The organism is Micromonospora sp. NPDC049900 (genome assembly GCF_044461025.1).
Classification (GTDB): domain Bacteria; phylum Actinomycetota; class Actinomycetes; order Mycobacteriales; family Micromonosporaceae; genus Micromonospora.
The window spans coordinates 167,590-184,587 of record NZ_JBITKM010000006.1; the positions used below are offsets into that span (position 1 = coordinate 167,590).

Below are 16,998 nucleotides of genomic sequence, written 5' to 3' on the forward strand. Positions count from 1 at the left end.
ATGTGCCATCCGCCGCAGCACCGCATCAACCCGGAACCGCGTGATGACTGACCTCCACAGCGACCACGCGGCAGCGCGGCAGACCTGTGCCCTCTATCTGGCCGGCGCGCTGGACCCGGTGGCCGAGGCCGCCTTCGAGGTGCATCTCGCCAGCTGCACGGAGTGCCTCGACGAGTGCGACCGGGTGGGACCCGTCGCGCTGGCCCTGGCACAGCTCGACGACGAGCCGTCCGACCTGGACCCGCACCCCACGCCCGGATCCGTGGCCGTCGTGCCCACGGACACCGCCCCCACCGACGCGCCCACCGTGGCACCGGCCCCTCGGTCCGGCGAGGTCGACGACCAGTCCGGCGCCCGACCGACCTCCACCGGCCCGCAGGGGCGGACGGCCCCGACCGGTCCCCGCGGCGCCCGCCCGGCCACCACCCGACGCCGGTTCTCCCGCCGACTACGGCTCGCCGCCGGCGCACTGGCCGCGACCGTCGTCCTCGCCGGTGCCCTGGCCGTCGGGTTGCCCCGGCTGACCGGCGAACCGACGGTGGTCACCCCGGTCGGTGTCGCGACCGCCGAAGGCGTCGGCGGCGGTTCGGCGCGCCTGTCGGTCTCGATCGCCGAGACCGACGGCCGATCGACCATCGTCGCCAGCGTCGTCGGGTTGGAGACCGGAGTCCGCTACCGACTCTTCGGCGTCACCCGCGACGGGCAGACCCACGAGGTGGTCGAGTGGGACGGCCGGCCCGGCGCGCAGGAGATCAGCGGTGAACTCGACACGACCCTCGCCGAACTGACCTTCTTCACCGTCGCCCGCATGGACGGCGGCCCGGTCGTCTCGGCCCGCCTGGACCCGGTCACCCCCACGCCGACCGACTGACTCTCAGCCCCGACGCCACTTCTGATTGGCCGTACCGGAGCAGGTCCACAACTGCAGCCGGGTGCCCCAGTCCCGGATGTCGACGCACTTGTCGGTGTGCGGGTTGACGATGTCGCCCGCACTGGTCAGCCGGAACTGCTGGGCCCAACCACCGTTGCAGTCGGCGAGCTGAACGGCGGTGCCGTCGGTGGTGCCCGCCCAGGCCAGGTCCATGCACTTGCCGAGCGCCATCATCGTGCCCTTGCTGAACGACCACTTCTGGCCGACGTTGCCGGAGACACACCCCGCCATCTGCAACTGGGCACCATCCACCGACCTTGCCCCGGGCACCTCGATGCAGCGGTTCTCCCAACCGATCATCGGCCGCCCGGGGTAGCTGGGCGCGGTCGTCGCCGCGGGTGGCGTCGTGCGGGCCGGGGTCGCTCGGGCCGGGGTGGGGACGACCGGCGTCGGTGGGGCCGGTGGGGCCGGTGGGGCCGGCGGGGGCGACGGGGGAGCGCCGGCGAGCGGCGGTGCCGAGGGGCCACCCGACCTCGGGCCGGCGGTCGGCGTGGCCGGGGGCGCACCGAGCCGTGGGTCCCGCGCGTAGTGCTCGGCGTACGCCAGCACCATGCCGGTGAAGTCGCGCAGCCCGGCCGCATCCGGCACTCCACCGGCCTGCTGCACCACGGTCGTACCCCACTGGTAGGCGGCCAGGGCGATCGGATACGGGTCCGCCCCGAGGCCGGCCAGCTCACCGGAGAGGCTGCACATCGCCCGCCCCAGGGTCGGGATCGCCACGGTCGGATCCCACGGCGAGGCGGACGGCTCGGCGTAACGGGCCCAGATCGCCGGCAGGAACTGGGCGATGCCCTGCCCGCCGTTGGGGCCGAGCAGGTTGGGGTTGAAGCCGGACGACGCCATCAGTTGCGCCGCCACCCGGGCCGGGGTCACCGTCGCACACACCTTCCCGGCGGACAGCACCAGATCGAGGTAGGCGCCGGGTACCGGTCGGGGCGCGGTGCCCGGCGACGGCGCGGCCTCGACCGGGCGCGGCGGTGGGGTCGGCTCGGCGGTGGCGGCCAGGTCCGGCCGGCCGGCATAGCCCTCGGCGTAGGCGGCGACCGTCGTGACGTAGTCCTCAGCGGACGCCGGCACGCCGCCGGCCGCGCGGACCGCGGCGACGCCGGAGTGGTACGCCGCCAGCGCCAACCGCCACGGATCACCGCTGACACCGGCGTGGCGCACCTGACCGACCAGGTCACACACGTGGCGGGCGAGCGCCAGGATGTTGGCCGTGGCGTCCAGCCGGGGCGCCTGCGGCCACGGGGCCCACCGCTGCCACGTCTCCTCGCTGAGAGCGGCCACGCCGGCGCCACCGGCGGCGGAGCGTTGATTGACCTCGAAGCCCGACGCCGCCATCACCTGACCGGCGAGTCGCGCCGGAGTCAGCGCGGGACACGACAGGGCGGCCGCGACGATCGCCGTCGCCTGGTCGGCCGGTACGTCCTTGCCGACCAGGACAGCCGGTTCGGCGGTCGCAGTGCCGATGCTGGACGCCACGGCGGCGACTCCGAGCATGGCGAGTACTCCGGTGATCGCCACCGCCCGGCGCATCCGCACGTCGAGCCGACGGTAGCGAGCACCGAGGCGGCCGGCCAGGTTGCCGATCCGGCGGATGGCGTCGGCACCAGACGTCCCCTGCACAGCGACCCTCCTCGTCGTGGAATCCGCTGCCTACTACGCCCGTGGGTCGACCGGAGTTCACGGCCGATCGTCACGAATCGAAGCCTACTGTCCGCCACGACCGCCGTACGGCCCGCGTCCACCGTGGGGCCGTGGCCGGCGCATGGGCGAGGTACGGAATCGTTCGGTTTGCGCCAGGACCGGAAGGGCAACTATCTGCCTCGGCCCGCACGAGGTTCGCGATGGAGGTTGCCGTCATGTCGGTGGACGCGTTGGTGGAGACGAAGCGACCGGGATGGCCGGAGATCCTCGTCGGGCTGGCCGTCATGGCGGTGGTCGGCTACGGCCTACCGATCACCCTCGACCGGACCGGGGTCACCGACGGGTTCAGCCCGGTCACGTCCGGCCTCATCCTGGCCGCCCTCTCGGGTGTCGCCGGTCTCCTCGCGTTCGCCGCCGCCGCCCGCATCCGCTCCACGAACTGGAGCGACCTCGGCATCCGCCCGACGACCGGCCGTTGGCTGCTGATCGGGGTCGCCGGTGGTCTGGTCGCCCTGGTCGTCTCCCGGCTCGTCGCCGCCACGGTCTACTACCTCACCGGCCCGTCCGAGAACATCCAACAGCCGTATCTCGACGCGGCCGGCGACGGCATCCTCACGCTGATCCTGTCGTTCCTGTTCCTGGCGGTCCTCACGCCCATCGGCGAGGAGTTCCTGTTTCGCGGGATCGTCACCACGGCACTGCTGCGCTACGGCACGGTCGTGGGTGTCGTCGGCAGCTCACTGATCTTCGCGCTGATGCACGGCCTGAACCTCGTCTTCGTGACCGCACTGGTCGTCGGCCTGGTCGCCGCCGAAGTGTTCCGCCGCAGCGGTTCCATCTGGCCCGCCGTCGCGGTGCACGTCACCAACAACCTGCTCGGGCAGGTGCTGGCCCTGCTCGTGGCCGGCGCGGCCTGACCGGACCCTGGCACGCGCCGACACACCGGGATGCTCGTAGCTGTGGCACCGGTTCGGTGTCACAGCGGACGTCGGCGAGGGGCCAGGTACGCGACGGGCGCTCGGCGTCTACCGCGACCAGGATGACTTCCTAGGATGCCCTGGGAGGTGTGGGCGGCGAAATCGCTTGTCGATTGATGCTCTGCCTGCCTAGCCTGCACGGCTGTGCAGACCCCTTCCCTCCCGACTCACTTGGTGCGCCGGTGAGTCAGCGTCTTCGTGAGATCGCCCGCCAGACCGTGTCCATCGCCGAGTCCGGCCGCTATCGCAATGGTTACGGTGACGAGGTCGTCATCGGCGACGCGGTGCGGGCCGCCGTCGCCGGCACGCGGCACCACCTGCCCGACGACGTGTTGCACGGGGAGAGCACGGCGCCCGGTGTCGGCCGGGTGGAGGTGACGCACGAGTCGACGTTGCAGGCGGCCTCCCGGCTGGGACCCGCAGCGGCCTGTCTGGTGTTCGCCTCCGCGAAGAACCCGGGAGGCGGCTTCCTGGGCGGGGCGAAGGCACAGGAGGAGAGCATCGCCCGCTCGTCGGCGCTGTACCCGTGTCTGCTCGCGGCGCCGGACTTCTACGCGTTCCATCGTGCGCAGCGGGATCTGCGGTACAGCGACCGGGTCGTCTACTCGCCGGGGGTTTCGGTGTTCCGGGACGACAAGGGCACCCTCCTCGACCGGCCGTACCTGACGTCGTTCCTGACCGCGGCGGCGCCGAACCTGGGCGCGGTCCTCCGCAACCAACCCGAGCACGCGGCGGAGGTACCGGCCGTCCTGACCCGACGCGCCCGGCGGGTACTGGAGGTCGCGGCGGCGCACGGGCATCGGACGGTGGTGTTGGGCGCGTGGGGGTGCGGAGTGTTCCGCAACGACCCCGCGACGGTGGCCGACGCGTTCGCCGACGCGCTGCGGGTCGTCGACCGGTTCGACCACGTGCTGTTCGCCATCCGCGACGGCCTCCCGGACACCCCGGTGCACCGCGCGTTTGTGCAACGCTTCCCGGGAGCGGCCGGGGCGGCGACGAACGACCGGGTCTGAGGGGCGCCGTCACCGCCGTCGGTATCTGCCGGGGGAGGTGCCGTACCGGCGTTTGAAAGCGGCGGCGAACGCGAACTCCGACGTGTAGCCGACTCGCTCCGAGATGCCGCGCAGCGGCGTGTCGGACTGGTGGAGAAGCCGGGCGGCGGTGGTCATCCGCCACCAGGTCAGGTAGGTCATCGGCGGCTGGCCGAGCAGCGCGGTGAAACGGCGCGCGAACGGTGCTCGGGACAGCCCCGCCTCGGCGGCGAGTGCCGCGACGGTCCACGGCCGGGCGGGGGCGCTGTGGATGGCCCGTAGTGCGGCGGCGGTGGCCGGATCGTTGAGTGCGGCCGCCCAGCCCGTTGCCACGGTCGGCGAGGACGGGTTGCGGTCGAGCCAGGCACGCAGGATGTGCAGCAGCAGGGTGTCGAGCAGTGCCGGGATGATGGCGTCGGTGCCGAGGCGGGGCCGTTCCAGTTCGCTGGCGAGCAGGTCCACGGTGGCGCGTAGCTCCGGGTGTCGCCCGAGGTGCGCGGGCAGGTGAATGAGCGCGGGCAGGTCGTCGAACAGCGGATGCGTATGGACCGGATCGAGTTCGTACGCGCCGCACAGGGTAACTGTGGCAGCGGCGTCGCCGACGTCCGAGACGTAGCGCGACAGGCCAGGGTCGTTCGGGTCGCAGGCGGGCGCGGTGGGTGAGGTCGTCGGGCTGTCGGCCAGCGTGTGGCCCGGACCGTGCGGCCGGAACACGATGTCTCCGGCGGCAAGCGGCACCGGGTCGGTGTCCGGTGCGATGAGCCAGCACGGCCCCTGGAGGACGATCTGGAAACCGGCGGAGCCGGGTACGGGTGCGAACCGCTGCGCCCACGGGGCGTACCACGCGATCCGCGCGGAGCGCGGCCGGCCGGCTCGCATGACCGTGATCACGTCGCTGAGTACGTCCATCGGGGCCAGGATATCGCGGCGAGGACGATCGAGTATGAATGGGGGACTACAGAGCATGGATCGCCTTCGGGTGCCGCCATAGGTTCGAGTGGTGAGAGCCATGCGAATCCACCAGTACGGCGAGGCCTCGGTCATCCGGGAGGAGGACGTGCCGCGCCCGACGCCGGGCCGGAACGAGGTGCTGATCACGGTCGCCGCGACCTCGTTCAATCCGTCCGACATCGGGCTGCGCCGGGGACTGCTGCGTGCCGTCTTCCCGCTGGATCTGCCGTACACCCTCGGCGGGGATGTCGCCGGCACGATCGTCGAGCTCGGCGACGGTGTGGACACCCTCGCCGTGGGCGACCGGGTCGTCGGACGGCTCGACACGGGCGGTGCCGCGGCCGAGTTCGTCACCGCCGCCGCCGACACCGTCGTGGCGGCGCCCACCACCGTTCCCCTCCCGCACGCCGCCGCCATCCCCATTGCCGGTGTCACGGCCTGGCAGGCGGTGTTCGCGCACGCGGGCATCACTCCAGGGCAACGGGTACTGGTCAACGGAGCGGGCGGTGGCGTCGGCGGGTTCGTGGTCCAGCTCGCCAAGCACGTCGGTGCCCACGTCATCGCCACGGCCAGCCCGCGCAGTACCGCAGTGGTCCGTCACCTCGGAGCCGACGAGATCGTCGACTACACGAACACGCCCCTCGGCGACGCGCTCGATGCCCCGGTCGACGTGATCGTCAACGTCGTCGTGGTCGGTGCCGGGCACGCCGCGGCACTGATGTCGCTGGTGCGCCCAGGAGGCGTCGTCGGGTCCGCCGCCGGCGCGCTGACGGCACCCGCCGGGTCGGCGGTGAGGGCAGTACGCTTCGTGGCCCGCAACGACACCCGTCACCTCGCCGCCCTCGTCGCCCTGGTCGACGCCGGGGCCGTCCGTCTCGACATCGCTGCGTCGCGTCCTCTCGCCGACCTGGCCTCGGTGCACCGCGACGCCGAGGCCGGACGCATCCGGGGCAAGACGATCCTTGTTCCGTGAGGTGGGCCGGGTAGCTCAGCTGGCGCCCAGCATCTCGGTGACCCGCGTGTAGAACGGGGCCGGGTCGTCGGCGAGGGACGCCTTCACCATCGCGGTCCAGTCGTCGACGATCACCTCGATCGACCCGGCGGCCAGCCCGTCGAGCGATCGACGCGGGACGTCACGGGGGTCGATCTTGGGTCCGTCGTAGTCGGCGGTGATGTCCGTGTCGGCGGCACCGAGGAGTACCCCTTGGACCAGGGTGCCCTGGGCGGCCAGTTCGAGGCGCACACCGTTCGTCATGTTCCACTCGGCGGCCTTGGCGGCGGAGTACGCGCCGGTGCCCGGGCCGGCGAACCACGACAGCGCCGAGAGCACGTTCACGATCGCGCCACCGCCGTTCGCGGCGAGTACGGGGGTGAACTCGCGGATCACGTCGAGGGTGCCCCAGAAGTGCGTGTCCATCTCGCGGCGGACCTCGGCGATCTCACCGGTGACGAGCGGGGCGCCGGTGGCGATGCCGGCGTTGTTGACGAGAAGCGTGACGTCACGCGCGGCCGCTGCGGCGGCGACGACGGACTCGTGGTCGAGCAGGTCGAGTCGCAGCGGCACCACGCGGCTGTCGGCGAAGCCGAGGCTCTCGGGGCGACGGGCCGTCGCGTACACCCTGCGCGCTCCGCGTTCGAGCAGCTCCAGTACGAACTGGCGGCCGATGCCGCGGTTGGCACCGGTGACGAGGGCGATCTGGTCGGTGATGTTCATGGGGTGGTGCTCCCTGCCTGGGTCGTCTCGGAATGGGGTGGGACCGGATCCGGCCCGACGTCGACTACGGTAAAAGCTGACGTTGACGTCAAGGGCAAGTCGGATTGCGAAACCGATGGAGGACGTGGATGCGGATCGGTGACGTCGCCCGACGGGCGGGTGTGAGCACGAGAGCGCTGCGGTACTACGAGGAGCAGGGTCTACTCACGTCGGAGCGGAGCCCCAGGGGCCAGCGCACCTATCCCGAATCAGCCGTCGAACGGGTCCGGTTGATCCAACAGTTCTTCGCCGCCGGTGTGCCCAGCCGGACCATCCTGCAACTGATGCCCTACGTCGACGCCGGACACGGTTCCCGCGAGGCGTTCGCGCTCCTGACCGCCGAACGCGACCGGATCACCGCCGCCATGGCCGACCTCGCCGCCGCCCGTGACGCCCTCGACCGCATGATCGACATCGCGAACCATCCGACCGCCGAACACTGTCCCGCCCTGCGTGAGCCGCCCTGGACGCCGTACCGCCCTGCCGACCCCGCCGCATCGGCCACTTCTGACCGTGATGCGTCAGGCCGTTCCATGGTCGCCGGTCAGATGACCGCCTCCGCAGGCTGAGCGGTGGGCCCGTCACCGTCACGTCTTTTCGTTACGGCTGGCGCAACCCGGCAACAGAAGCCTAAAGCAACCGCAACCATCGATGGCTCATCCTTTCCTAGTCTGGGGTCGCACCGAACCCGGTGCACCACAAGGGTTCCCGCGCCACACCGTCCACCATGGACGCAGGCGCGGCACGCGCCGGCCGCTGCCACGGCCGGCCCAGGAAGGAGCAGCCACGTGAGGCTCACCCACCTCGTCACCCGCCGCCGGCTCGGCACTCTGGGCGCCGCCACGCTCGCGGGCGCACTACTCGCCACGGCCGGGTTCAACCCGGCGGCGGCCACGCCGGTCACCGGCACCGTCCTCGGTGCCGACCTGCCGACCGCCGTCCCGGGCAGCTACATCGTCGTACTCAAGGACGGGCAGCAGCTCACCCGTGCCGGCGCCGAGCGTGTCACCACCCGGCACGGCGGTGGCCGGGTCGACCGGCTCTACGGACGGACGGTCAACGGCTACTCCGCGACCCTCACCGAGCGGGCCGCCCGCCGCCTGGCCGCCGACCCGGCCGTCGCCTACGTCGAGCAGGACCAGCGGGTACAGGCGCTGGCCACCCAGCCGAACCCGCCGTCCTGGGGTCTCGACCGCATCGACCAGCGGAACCTGCCGCTGAACCAGTCGTTCACCTACGGTCCGAGCAACGGGGTGCGGATCTACGTGGTCGACACCGGAGTCCGGATCACCCATCAGGACTTCGGCGGCCGGGCGGTGCACGGCTACGACGCAGTCGACAACGACTACAACACCGACGACGGTAACGGGCACGGCACCTTCGTCGCCTCGGTCGCCGCCGGGACCGCCTACGGGGTGGCCAAGAACGCCACCGTCGTCGGGGTGCGGGTACTCAACAACAGCGGCTCCGGCACCACGGCCGGTGTCATCGCCGGTGTCGACTGGGTCACCGCGAATGCCACCCGACCGGCGGTGGCCAACCTGAGCCTCGGCGGCGGGGCCAGCACCACCCTCGACGCCGCGGTCCGGCGATCCATCAACGCGGGCATCACCTACGCCATCGCCGCAGGCAACTCCGGCGTACCGGCCACCGGCACCTCACCGGCCCGGGTCACCGAGGCGCTGACCGTCGGCGCCACCGACGCCACCGACACCCGTCCCACCTGGTCCAACTACGGCACCGCGCTGGACCTGTTCGCCCCGGGTGTGTCGATCACCGCCGCCTGGCGGACCAGCAACACCGCCACGTACACCGGCAGTGGCACCTCGTTCGCCGCCCCGCACGTGGCCGGCGCCGCCGCGATCTACCTGCGGAACAACCCGTCGGCGTCGCCCGCGACGGTGAACGCGGCGATCGTCGCCGCCGCTACCCCGAACGTCGTCGTCAACCCCGGAGCCGGCTCACCCAACCGCCTGCTCTACATCGGCACCTTCGGGAGCTGATCGCGAGGCGACCGTCCGCACCGTGACCCGGTGCGGACGGTCGTCCTGTCGCCAGAACCGCCCGCCGTCGACCGACGCGTGTGGGCCAGGAACCTGCACCTGCTGTGCCAACGGGGTGCGGTGGGCTCGGACGGGCGGGACATCCCGTCACCGCCTGGTGTCGGACGGCAGGGAGGCGCGGTCAGCGGCCTGCCGACCGGACTCCCAACCGTCGCGGCTGTCCACCCGGATGGCCCGGGACCGGACCGTGTCCGGGAAGACCCGTCGCATGGTCTCGCGGATCTGCTCGTCCCGCGCGGCGAGCACCGGAAGCAGGTCGCTCGCGTCGCTCGCACCGTTCCCGTCCCGCCGATCGGTGGCCTGCGCCAACGCGACCTGCGCCGCGGCGGTCAGCCGTTCGTCGATCCGGTCGGCGAAGGCCACCAGGAACGACTGACGGTACGCCTTCAGCCGGCTCCGACCGGCCTTACCACCCGGCGGCTCGGTCCGGGCCATCGCCTGGTGCGCCTGCACCAGCAGCGAGGTGTAGAGCAGGTCCACCGCGTCGATGTCGGTGTCGAACCCGAAGACGGTGCTGAACGCCAGCTCCGGTGACCAGACCGTGTGGCAGCGGTTCGCCTTGGCGACGGCGGCCAGCAGGGACGCCTTCTCCCCGTCGTGGGGGTGGTCCACGCCGATCCGGCGCGCGTACGGCACCACCGGTGACGCGTCACCGCTCCGCGCTGCCAGCAGCGCCTCGTCCAGGCTGTGTCGGGTGACCAGTTCCTGCGCCTTGGCGGTGTACGCCTGCGCCTCGGCCGGAAAGGTCGTCGACTCCGCCTTGGCGAGCAGGGCGCGTACCCGATCCAACAGCCGGGCGTCGGTCCGCGACGACCCCGACCCGCCGACCTTCGCGGCGGCGGACCCGGGCGGCGGGACGAGCACCTCGATCGGCGGGAGCGCGACGACGATGGCGAGCAGGCCCAACACCAGATCGAGTACGGCCACCCGGTCGAGTCGCCAACGGGCCGCGAGAGCGTCGACGTACCTGGCGTCGTCCGCCCACCAGACCTGCGCCCCGAGGGCGTCCGCCTGCGCCAGCCACCGCCGGTCGACCGTGGTCCGGGGAAACCCTCGCAGGTACGCGGCGACCGCGTCGGTCACCAGGTCGGCCTGGCGCGGCAGGCCCCGCCGCGCGACCACCCGGTGCAGCTCGGTCGGCTGCCACCCGCCCCGCCACAGCCGCGCGAACGCCTCGTCCCTCGCCGCCACCAGCGCCGGGTCGACGTCGACCGACGGTGTGACGGTGAGCGCGTCCAGCCCCGCCTCGTAGTCGACCGCCCCGGCGAGAACCGCCCTGATCCGTTCCCGCACAGATGTCACCAGCCCAAGCCTACGGAGCCCGGGGTCGGGGCTGTGCAGCGGCGGGCGGGCCCGACATGACGTCGAGCCCGCCCGCTTCATCTGGCGCTCAGCGGTGTGGGACCTGGCTGCGCAGCTTGGAGAGCTGCGTACCGGCCAGGTCGGTCACGATCATCTGGCCGCGAGGCGGAACTGCTGGTTGGTCTGTCCGTGGCAGTCGTAGAGCTGGATCTGGGCACCGTTGGTGGTGTTCCAGGCGTCGAGGCAGCGGCCGGATTGGACGCCGCTGATGGTGCCGTTGGTGTTGATGTTCCATTGCTGGTTGGTCTGGTTGTGGCAGGAGTAGATCTGGACGGCGGCGCTGTTGCCGGTGCCGGCGGCGTCGAGGCACATGTCGCCGTAGACGCGGAGTTGTCTGGTGGAGCTGTTGTACGTCCAGGTTTGGTTGGTCTGCCTGTTGCAGTCGTAGAGCTGGACACGGGTGCCGTTGGTGCGGGACGAGTTGGGGACGTCGACGCACCGGCCGGACTGCGCGCCGACGATCTCGCTGGCGGAGCCGGGCGGCGGCGTGGTGGGCGGTGGCGTCGTCGGCCCGGGCGTGGTGGGGGTCGGGGTCGGCGTACCGGTCGGTGGCGGCAGCAACGGGCACGTGTTGCGGTAGGTGACCACCCCGCTGTTGTCCACCAGCGGGCAGAGGAACTGGGTGTACCGGGCGTCGTTGTCGACGAACGTCTTCAGGAACGGCAGCATGGTCCGGATCAGCACCGGGTTCGACCGGCCGACCATGAATCCGTGGTCGCCACCGGCGACCTCCAGGTAGACGCTCTCCGTCGTGGCCGGAATGCTGTTGTACAGACCGAGCGCGTACGACGGGGTGACCACCGTGTCCGCCTGTCCGGAGATGATCATCGTGGGCACCCGGTCGTTGGCCAGGTTCGACGACGGCGAGTACGGCGTGATGCCGGCCACCGCCTTCAACGACGGGCGTCGCATCGCGGCGCTCAGCGCCCCGCCGCCGCCCATCGAGTGACCCGCGACGGCCAACCGGTTCGGGTCGATCCGGTTGCGCACCGTGCTCTGCTGCGTCAGGTAGTCCAGAGCGGCGAGCAACTGGGTGCCGCGAGCGGTGTCGAAGTCGTTGCGGCTGTTGGTCTCGATGCCGATCACCACGAAACCATGCGAGGCCAGCCACGGTCCCATCCAGGCCAGTTCGGCCGAGAACAGGGCGGTGTAGCCGGGTGAGATCGCGATGGCCCCGAAGGTGCCCTGGCTGGTGTCGGTCGGGTAGTAGATCCGGCCGCCGTTGAAGCCGTTCCCGCTGGGGACGCTGACCGACGTGTTGGCGAACGGGCCGTTCTCCGCCGCGACGCTGTTCCGGGTCGGGTCCGGGCCCCGCTGGTACGGGTTGTCGGCGGCCGACGCCGACCCTGTCGCCAACGTCACGGTGAGCAACCCGACGGCGGTGGCGAGTCCGGCGGCGGCGAGCTTGAGCAGCCGTCCCCGAAAGCCGGGCGACGCGCGGTGCGCGTCAGTGATCCCCGAGGGCAGGGGAGGGGGCGCATGTCCTCGCACTGTCGATACCTCCTGGTGGTGGGGGTGGGTGTGGGATGGGCGGGTCCGGCATGCGCCGAACCCGCCCGCGCCGGCTGTGCCCGAGCCGGACCTGCACGCGGTCAGCGTTGCAGGGTGAGTAGTGCGGGGCGGTAGGGCAGGAGGCCGTAGTCGCCGCCGGAGTTGGGGGAGCGTCCTTGGTAGAGGAGTTGGAGGTTGCAGGCGTTGACGGTCATGGTCTGGTCGGGGTTGGTGCGGATGAGTTCGCCGTGGCTGATGTCGTTGGTCCAGGTGGCGCTGCTGTTGGCTTTGCCGGCGAAGGGGTTGTTCTCGGTGGCGGCCTGGGGGGTCCAGGTGCCGTTGAGGCTGGTGGCGGTGAAGGAGCGGAAGTAGCGTCCTTGGGAGCCGATGGCTTCGACGAGCATGAGGTAGCGGTTTTCGCCTTCGAGTTTGTAGACCTGGACGCCTTCGAAGAGGTTGTTGGTGGTGTCGGTCATGATCGTGGTGTAGTTGGCGCCGAAGTTGCCGGGGAAGTTGCCGATGGGCATGCTGGCGCGGTAGATGCGGCCGTTGTCGCCGGCGAAGAAGAGGTACATGTTCTGGCTGTCGCCGATGAGGGCCTGGTCGATGGGGCCGGTGCCGGAGTTGGTGATGGATCCGGTGAACAGGGTTTGTGCCGGTCCCCAGCTGTTGACGTCTGCTGGGTTGGTGGAGGTGCGGTAGGAGAAGGCGGGGCCGCCCCACTGGTAGGCGAGGACCCAGATGTTGCGGGGGGCGAAGTAGAACAGGGAGGGGGCGACGGCGGAGAAGGGCATCGGGTTCTGGCTGGCGGAGCCCATCTGGTTCCAGTTGGAGAAGAGGCCGAAGTTCATCGAGCCCCAGCTGGTGCCGGTGTCGTGGGTGGTGGCGTAGACGAGTTGCTGGCCGTTGTAGGGGGCGTGGGTGAAGTCCTTCAACGACACCCAGCCCGAGCGGGGCTGCGCCAACGCGCCGGTCGAGGACCACCGGTACGACGACGGCAGCGAGCAGGTACCCGACGGCGGCGGCGTGGTCGGCGGCGGAGTGGTCGGCGGCGGCGAGGTGGGACCGCCGAGGGACACCAGCCGGAACTGCTGGTTGGTTTGTCCGTGGCAGTCGTAGAGCTGGATCTGGGCGCCGTTGGTGGTGTTCCAGGCGTCGAGGCAGCGGCCGGACTGGACGCCGCTGATGGTGCCGTTGGTGTTGATGGTCCACTGTTGGTTGGTCTGGTTGTGGCAGGAGTAGATCTGGACGGCGGCGCTGTTGCCGGTGCCGGCGGCGTCGAGGCACATGTCGCCGTAGACGCGGAGTTGTCTGGTGGTGGCGTCGTAGGTCCAGGCCTGGTTGGTCTGCTTGTTGCAGTCGTAGAGCTGGACACGGGTGCCGTTGTCCCGTGAGGAGTTCGGCACGTCCACGCACCGGCCGGACTGCGAACCCACGATCTCACTGGCGGAGCCGGACGGAGGGTTGGTGGGCCCCGGCGTGGTGGGCGTGGGGGTGGTCCCGGGACCGGCGCTGTTCAGCGCGTCCAGGGTGGCCGTGTAGGCGGCCTTCTTGTTGCCGCTGCCGTCGAAGAGCAGCGGGGTGCCGCTGGAACGCCACGAGTCGGTGTCCCGGATGCCCCACACCGTGATGCCGGTGCAGCGCGGAACGGCGAGACAGTCGTTGACCACGTTGCGGTACGTGTTGGCCTGCGAGGTGCCCGAGCCCTCGATGTCCAGCTCAGTGATCTGCACGTCGACGCCGAGCGCCGCGAAGCTGGACAGCGTGGTCCGGTAGTTGCTGTTGTACGCCGACTGGGCGTTGAAGTGCGACTGGAACCCGACGCAGTCGATCGGTACGCCCCGCTGCTTGAAGTCCTGGACCATCCGGTAGACGGCCTGGGTCTTGGCCCAGTTCCAGTTGTCGGTGTTGTAGTCGTTGTAGCAGAGCTTCGCACCCGGGTCCGCCGTCCGGGCCGCCCGGAACGCCGCCTCGATCCAGTCGTTGCCGGTGCGCTGGAGGTTCGAGTCGCGCCGGGCGCCGCTGTCACCGTCGGCGAACGCCTCGTTCACCACGTCCCAAGAATGGATCTTGCCCCGGTAGTAGGTGGCGACCCGCGTGACGTGGTTCAGCATCGCGTTACGCAACTGGGTGCCGGACATGTTCTGCATCCAGCCGGGCTGCTGCGAGTGCCAGGCCAACGTGTGGCCACGCACCTGCCAACCCCGACTGAGAGCGTGGTTGACGATCCGATCCGCGTTGGTGAACGTGAAGTTGCCCTGCTGCGGCTCGGTCGCGTCGATCTTCATCTCGTTCTCGGGCGTGACGCTGTTGAACTCGCGGTTCAGGATCGTCGTGTACGCGCCGTCGCCGAGCTTGTTCGCCGCCACCGCCGCACCGAAGTACCGGCCGGACTGGTTCGCCGCCGCCGCGAGAGTTGTCTCGGCGGCGTGGGCGAGCGTGGGCAGCAACGATGCGACGAAGACGGCGACCAGCGCGGCGGCTCCGGGAACATAGAGCGCGCGGAGTCGACGTCTGGGGGGACGGGTTCGGGAGATCATGTCGATCCTCCACTGATGGGACGGATGGGATATGTCTGTCGCTGATCGGGTGCGCGCAGACGGCGACCCGCAATGCCGATTCCGCCGACCTGGTCAGGGCTCATGTCCGGCACGCATGCGGAGGTGAGTCGCCGCTGGCCGTCTGGTCGGCGGGTGAAGGGTGGCGGTGGTCGAGTCCGTCGCCCGCCGGGACGTGGTCGCGGGCGGTGGACTCCGGTGTGGACGTGTCACCCGGATGCTCGGGCCTGGTGACGGTGCGGACACCTCCAGGGTCGGGAAGATCAATGTTAGCGATCTCATCGATCGGTGCCTATCAGGCTGGCAGAATGTTCCAGGGTTTTCAACCGGTAGTTTCGGAAACATGCCGGAAGTGTTTCGGCGGCTGCTCGGGCTGCGTCGCTTAGGACGTCACGACACCTCGCCACGCACCACCGTCGTCGCACACCACGTGCGAGACCCGCCCCCGTACCTAGATGCCAGAAGACCGGGGGCCAGTGCCCGCGCGAGCGGTGTCATCCCGTCACCCCTGGCCACCGACCGTCTACAGGCGTCGGAGACTGCCGTCCGGCGGGCGCGGGTCACCGGTGCCGGAAGGAACGGTCACCGGGGTCGACTACCCTCGCCGCCGTGGACACTGCGGAGATCGATGCCCCCGTCGTCGGCGTCACCGTCTACCCCGACCGGGCCCGGGTCACCCGCCGCGGCGGCACCCGGCTGGCAGCCGGTCAGCACCGCGTACGCGTCGCGCCGCTGCCACTGGGCCTTCGGCGGGACTCGGTCCGGGTCGGCGGCCGGGGCGCGGCCACCGTGCTCGGTGTGGACGTGACGACCTGGCGGCAGGCCCGCAGCACCGACGCGCAGGTCGTCGCCCTGGAGCAGCGTCGGCGCGAGCTGACCGACGAGTTGGCCGAGGTCGACGACGCGGACGGCATCGAGGAGCAGCGCGGGCAGTTCCTCACCAGGCTGGCCGAGCGGGCCGGTGGCACGTATGCCCGCGCGCTGGCCACCGGCGACGCCGCGCCCGCCGACGTGGCCGCCTTCACCGACTCGGTGGCCGCCCAGCTCGCCGACTCGCGTGCCCGACGGCGCGGACTGACCCGTCGGCGTACCGAGCTGGGGGAGGAACTGGCCGCCGTCGGGCGCGATCTCGACGCCGCACGCGGCAAGCAACAGCCGGACCGGCTGGCCGCCGAGGTGATCGTGGCGGTCGAGGCCGACGACACCGACGTCGAGCTGGAGCTGACCTACCTGGTGGAGGGTGCCCGGTGGCAACCCTCCTACGATCTGCGGCTGGTCGACGAGACCATGACCGTCACCTGGTTCGCGATGGTCAGCCAGAGCACCGGGGAGGACTGGCCCGAGTGCGACCTCCGCCTCTCCACCGCCCGACCTGCGGCGACGACCGGCGTACCCGAACTGTCGCCCTGGTATCTCGACCGGCTCCGGCCACCGCCCACCCGTGCGGCGCCGGACATGGTGGCCGGGATGCCGGCGTTCGGCGCGGCGCCGGCCGCCGGTGCGGCCCGTGCCGCGCCGCCGGCCCCGCAGATGCTGCGGGAGAGCGTTGCCGAGGTCGAGCAGGGGACCACGGCGGCCACCTACCGGCCGGCCCGGCCGGTGGCGGTGCCCGCCGACGGCAGCGCCCACCGCGCCACCATCGCCGTGCTGGACCTACCGGCCCGGCTGGACCACGTCGCCGCCCCGGTCCGCGCCGCCGAGGCTCACCTGCGTGCCACGGTCCGCAACACCTCGGAGCACGCACTGCTGCCCGGCCCGGCCGCGGTGTTCCACGACGCGGACTTCGTCGCCTCCACCCGGCTGCCGATGTGGGCGCCGGGAGAGGAGACCGAGCTGGCGCTCGGGGTGGACGACCGGATCCGGGTGGAGCGCAAGCTGCACCGACGCGCCGAGTCCAAGGCCACGCTCGGGTCGACCCGGCGGCGCGAGGTGGAGTACCGGATCACCGTCGACAACCACACGCCCCGCCCGGCCACCGTCGAGGTCCGCGACCAGCTCCCGGTCTCGCGGGACGAGGCGGTGGCGGTACGCGAGACGACCGTCGTGCCGCCACCGGTCGAGCGGACGGAACTGGGTGAGATGACCTGGCGGCTGTCACTCGCCCCGGGCGAGAGCGGCGAGATCGCGCTGGGCTTCCGGGTGGACCTGGCCAAGGGGGTCGAGCTGACCGGCTGGCGGGAGTAGGAGCCGCTCCGATCGCTCCGCTACGGCCGGCGGCGTACGACGACCTCGCC

Annotated in this window: 13 protein-coding genes; 7 read left to right on the forward strand and 6 right to left on the reverse strand. The window is 71.3% G+C overall.

All coding sequences use genetic code 11. The annotated features are described in order from the left end of the window. Positions 1-43 precede the first annotated feature (43 nt). Positions 44-871 carry a zf-HC2 domain-containing protein gene (locus tag ACIBMZ_RS16270; RefSeq protein WP_396694417.1) on the forward strand — a complete coding sequence of 276 codons (828 nt, stop codon included), beginning with the start codon at positions 44-46 and terminating at the stop codon, positions 869-871. Between the two features lie 3 nt (positions 872-874). Here ACIBMZ_RS16270 and ACIBMZ_RS16275 read toward each other — a convergent pair whose 3' ends face one another. Then, positions 875-2,557, reverse strand: a complete 1,683-nt coding sequence (locus ACIBMZ_RS16275; protein ID WP_396694418.1) for a ricin-type beta-trefoil lectin domain protein — start codon at positions 2,555-2,557, stop codon at positions 875-877. Between the two features lie 221 nt (positions 2,558-2,778). Between ACIBMZ_RS16275 and ACIBMZ_RS16280 the strand changes: the two genes are divergently transcribed. Then, entirely contained in the window at positions 2,779-3,495 is a 717-nt protein-coding gene (locus ACIBMZ_RS16280) for a lysostaphin resistance A-like protein (protein ID WP_396694420.1), read from the forward strand. Between the two features lie 242 nt (positions 3,496-3,737). Next, the gene (locus ACIBMZ_RS16285) at positions 3,738-4,568 is read left to right on the forward strand and encodes a TIGR02452 family protein (protein ID WP_396694422.1); all 831 of its coding nucleotides are present in this window, start codon (positions 3,738-3,740) and stop codon (positions 4,566-4,568) included. Positions 4,569-4,577: 9 nt separating this feature from the next. On the opposite strand, the gene ACIBMZ_RS16290 is transcribed toward ACIBMZ_RS16285, so the two are convergent. Beyond that, the gene (locus ACIBMZ_RS16290; RefSeq protein WP_396694424.1) at positions 4,578-5,495 is read right to left on the reverse strand and encodes an AraC family transcriptional regulator; all 918 of its coding nucleotides are present in this window, start codon (positions 5,493-5,495) and stop codon (positions 4,578-4,580) included. 100 nt (positions 5,496-5,595) lie between these two features. Here ACIBMZ_RS16290 and ACIBMZ_RS16295 point away from each other — a divergent pair, with 100 nt between their 5' ends. After that, complete coding sequence (locus ACIBMZ_RS16295; RefSeq protein ID WP_396694426.1) at positions 5,596-6,510, forward strand: NADP-dependent oxidoreductase; 915 nt, start codon at positions 5,596-5,598, stop codon at positions 6,508-6,510. Between the two features lie 15 nt (positions 6,511-6,525). On the opposite strand, the gene ACIBMZ_RS16300 is transcribed toward ACIBMZ_RS16295, so the two are convergent. Next, positions 6,526-7,251, reverse strand: coding sequence for an SDR family oxidoreductase (locus ACIBMZ_RS16300; RefSeq protein ID WP_396694429.1), 726 nt, complete (start codon positions 7,249-7,251; stop codon positions 6,526-6,528). Between the two features lie 128 nt (positions 7,252-7,379). On the opposite strand from ACIBMZ_RS16300, the gene ACIBMZ_RS16305 reads away from it, so the two are divergent. Both ACIBMZ_RS16305 and ACIBMZ_RS16310 read left to right on the forward strand, forming a co-directional pair. Beyond that, a complete protein-coding gene (locus tag ACIBMZ_RS16305; RefSeq protein ID WP_396694431.1) occupies positions 7,380-7,859 on the forward strand; it encodes a MerR family transcriptional regulator in 480 nt (159 codons plus the stop codon). 219 nt (positions 7,860-8,078) lie between these two features. After that, complete coding sequence (locus ACIBMZ_RS16310) at positions 8,079-9,293, forward strand: S8 family peptidase (RefSeq protein ID WP_396694433.1); 1,215 nt, start codon at positions 8,079-8,081, stop codon at positions 9,291-9,293. A 147-nt stretch (positions 9,294-9,440) separates the two neighbouring features. Here ACIBMZ_RS16310 and ACIBMZ_RS16315 read toward each other — a convergent pair whose 3' ends face one another. The 3 genes from ACIBMZ_RS16315 to ACIBMZ_RS16325 all read right to left on the reverse strand — a co-directional run bounded on the left by ACIBMZ_RS16315 (position 9,441) and on the right by ACIBMZ_RS16325 (position 14,746). Continuing rightward, positions 9,441-10,655, reverse strand: a complete 1,215-nt coding sequence (locus ACIBMZ_RS16315; protein WP_396694435.1) for a DUF2786 domain-containing protein — start codon at positions 10,653-10,655, stop codon at positions 9,441-9,443. A 150-nt stretch (positions 10,656-10,805) separates the two neighbouring features. Next, the gene (locus tag ACIBMZ_RS16320; protein ID WP_396694437.1) at positions 10,806-12,206 is read right to left on the reverse strand and encodes a ricin-type beta-trefoil lectin domain protein; all 1,401 of its coding nucleotides are present in this window, start codon (positions 12,204-12,206) and stop codon (positions 10,806-10,808) included. 101 nt (positions 12,207-12,307) lie between these two features. After that, complete coding sequence (locus ACIBMZ_RS16325) at positions 12,308-14,746, reverse strand: non-reducing end alpha-L-arabinofuranosidase family hydrolase (protein ID WP_396694439.1); 2,439 nt, start codon at positions 14,744-14,746, stop codon at positions 12,308-12,310. 627 nt (positions 14,747-15,373) lie between these two features. Between ACIBMZ_RS16325 and ACIBMZ_RS16330 the strand changes: the two genes are divergently transcribed. Next, positions 15,374-16,948: a DUF4139 domain-containing protein gene (locus ACIBMZ_RS16330; RefSeq protein ID WP_396694441.1), complete on the forward strand. Its 1,575-nt coding sequence runs from the start codon at positions 15,374-15,376 to the stop codon at positions 16,946-16,948. The last annotated feature ends 50 nt before the right edge of the window (positions 16,949-16,998 follow it).

Excerpts from the sequence above, each read along its gene's own strand:
- ACIBMZ_RS16270 (WP_396694417.1), top strand. The coding sequence starts at position 44 with ATGACTGACCTCCACAGCGACCACGCGGCAGCGCGGCAGACCTGTGCC.
- ACIBMZ_RS16280 (WP_396694420.1), top strand. The coding sequence starts at position 2,779 with ATGGAGGTTGCCGTCATGTCGGTGGACGCGTTGGTGGAGACGAAGCGA.
- ACIBMZ_RS16290 (WP_396694424.1), bottom strand. The coding sequence starts at position 5,495 with ATGGACGTACTCAGCGACGTGATCACGGTCATGCGAGCCGGCCGGCCG.
- ACIBMZ_RS16295 (WP_396694426.1), top strand. The coding sequence starts at position 5,596 with ATGCGAATCCACCAGTACGGCGAGGCCTCGGTCATCCGGGAGGAGGAC.
- ACIBMZ_RS16300 (WP_396694429.1), bottom strand. The coding sequence starts at position 7,251 with ATGAACATCACCGACCAGATCGCCCTCGTCACCGGTGCCAACCGCGGC.
- ACIBMZ_RS16305 (WP_396694431.1), top strand. The coding sequence starts at position 7,380 with ATGCGGATCGGTGACGTCGCCCGACGGGCGGGTGTGAGCACGAGAGCG.
- ACIBMZ_RS16325 (WP_396694439.1), bottom strand. The coding sequence starts at position 14,746 with ATGATCTCCCGAACCCGTCCCCCCAGACGTCGACTCCGCGCGCTCTAT.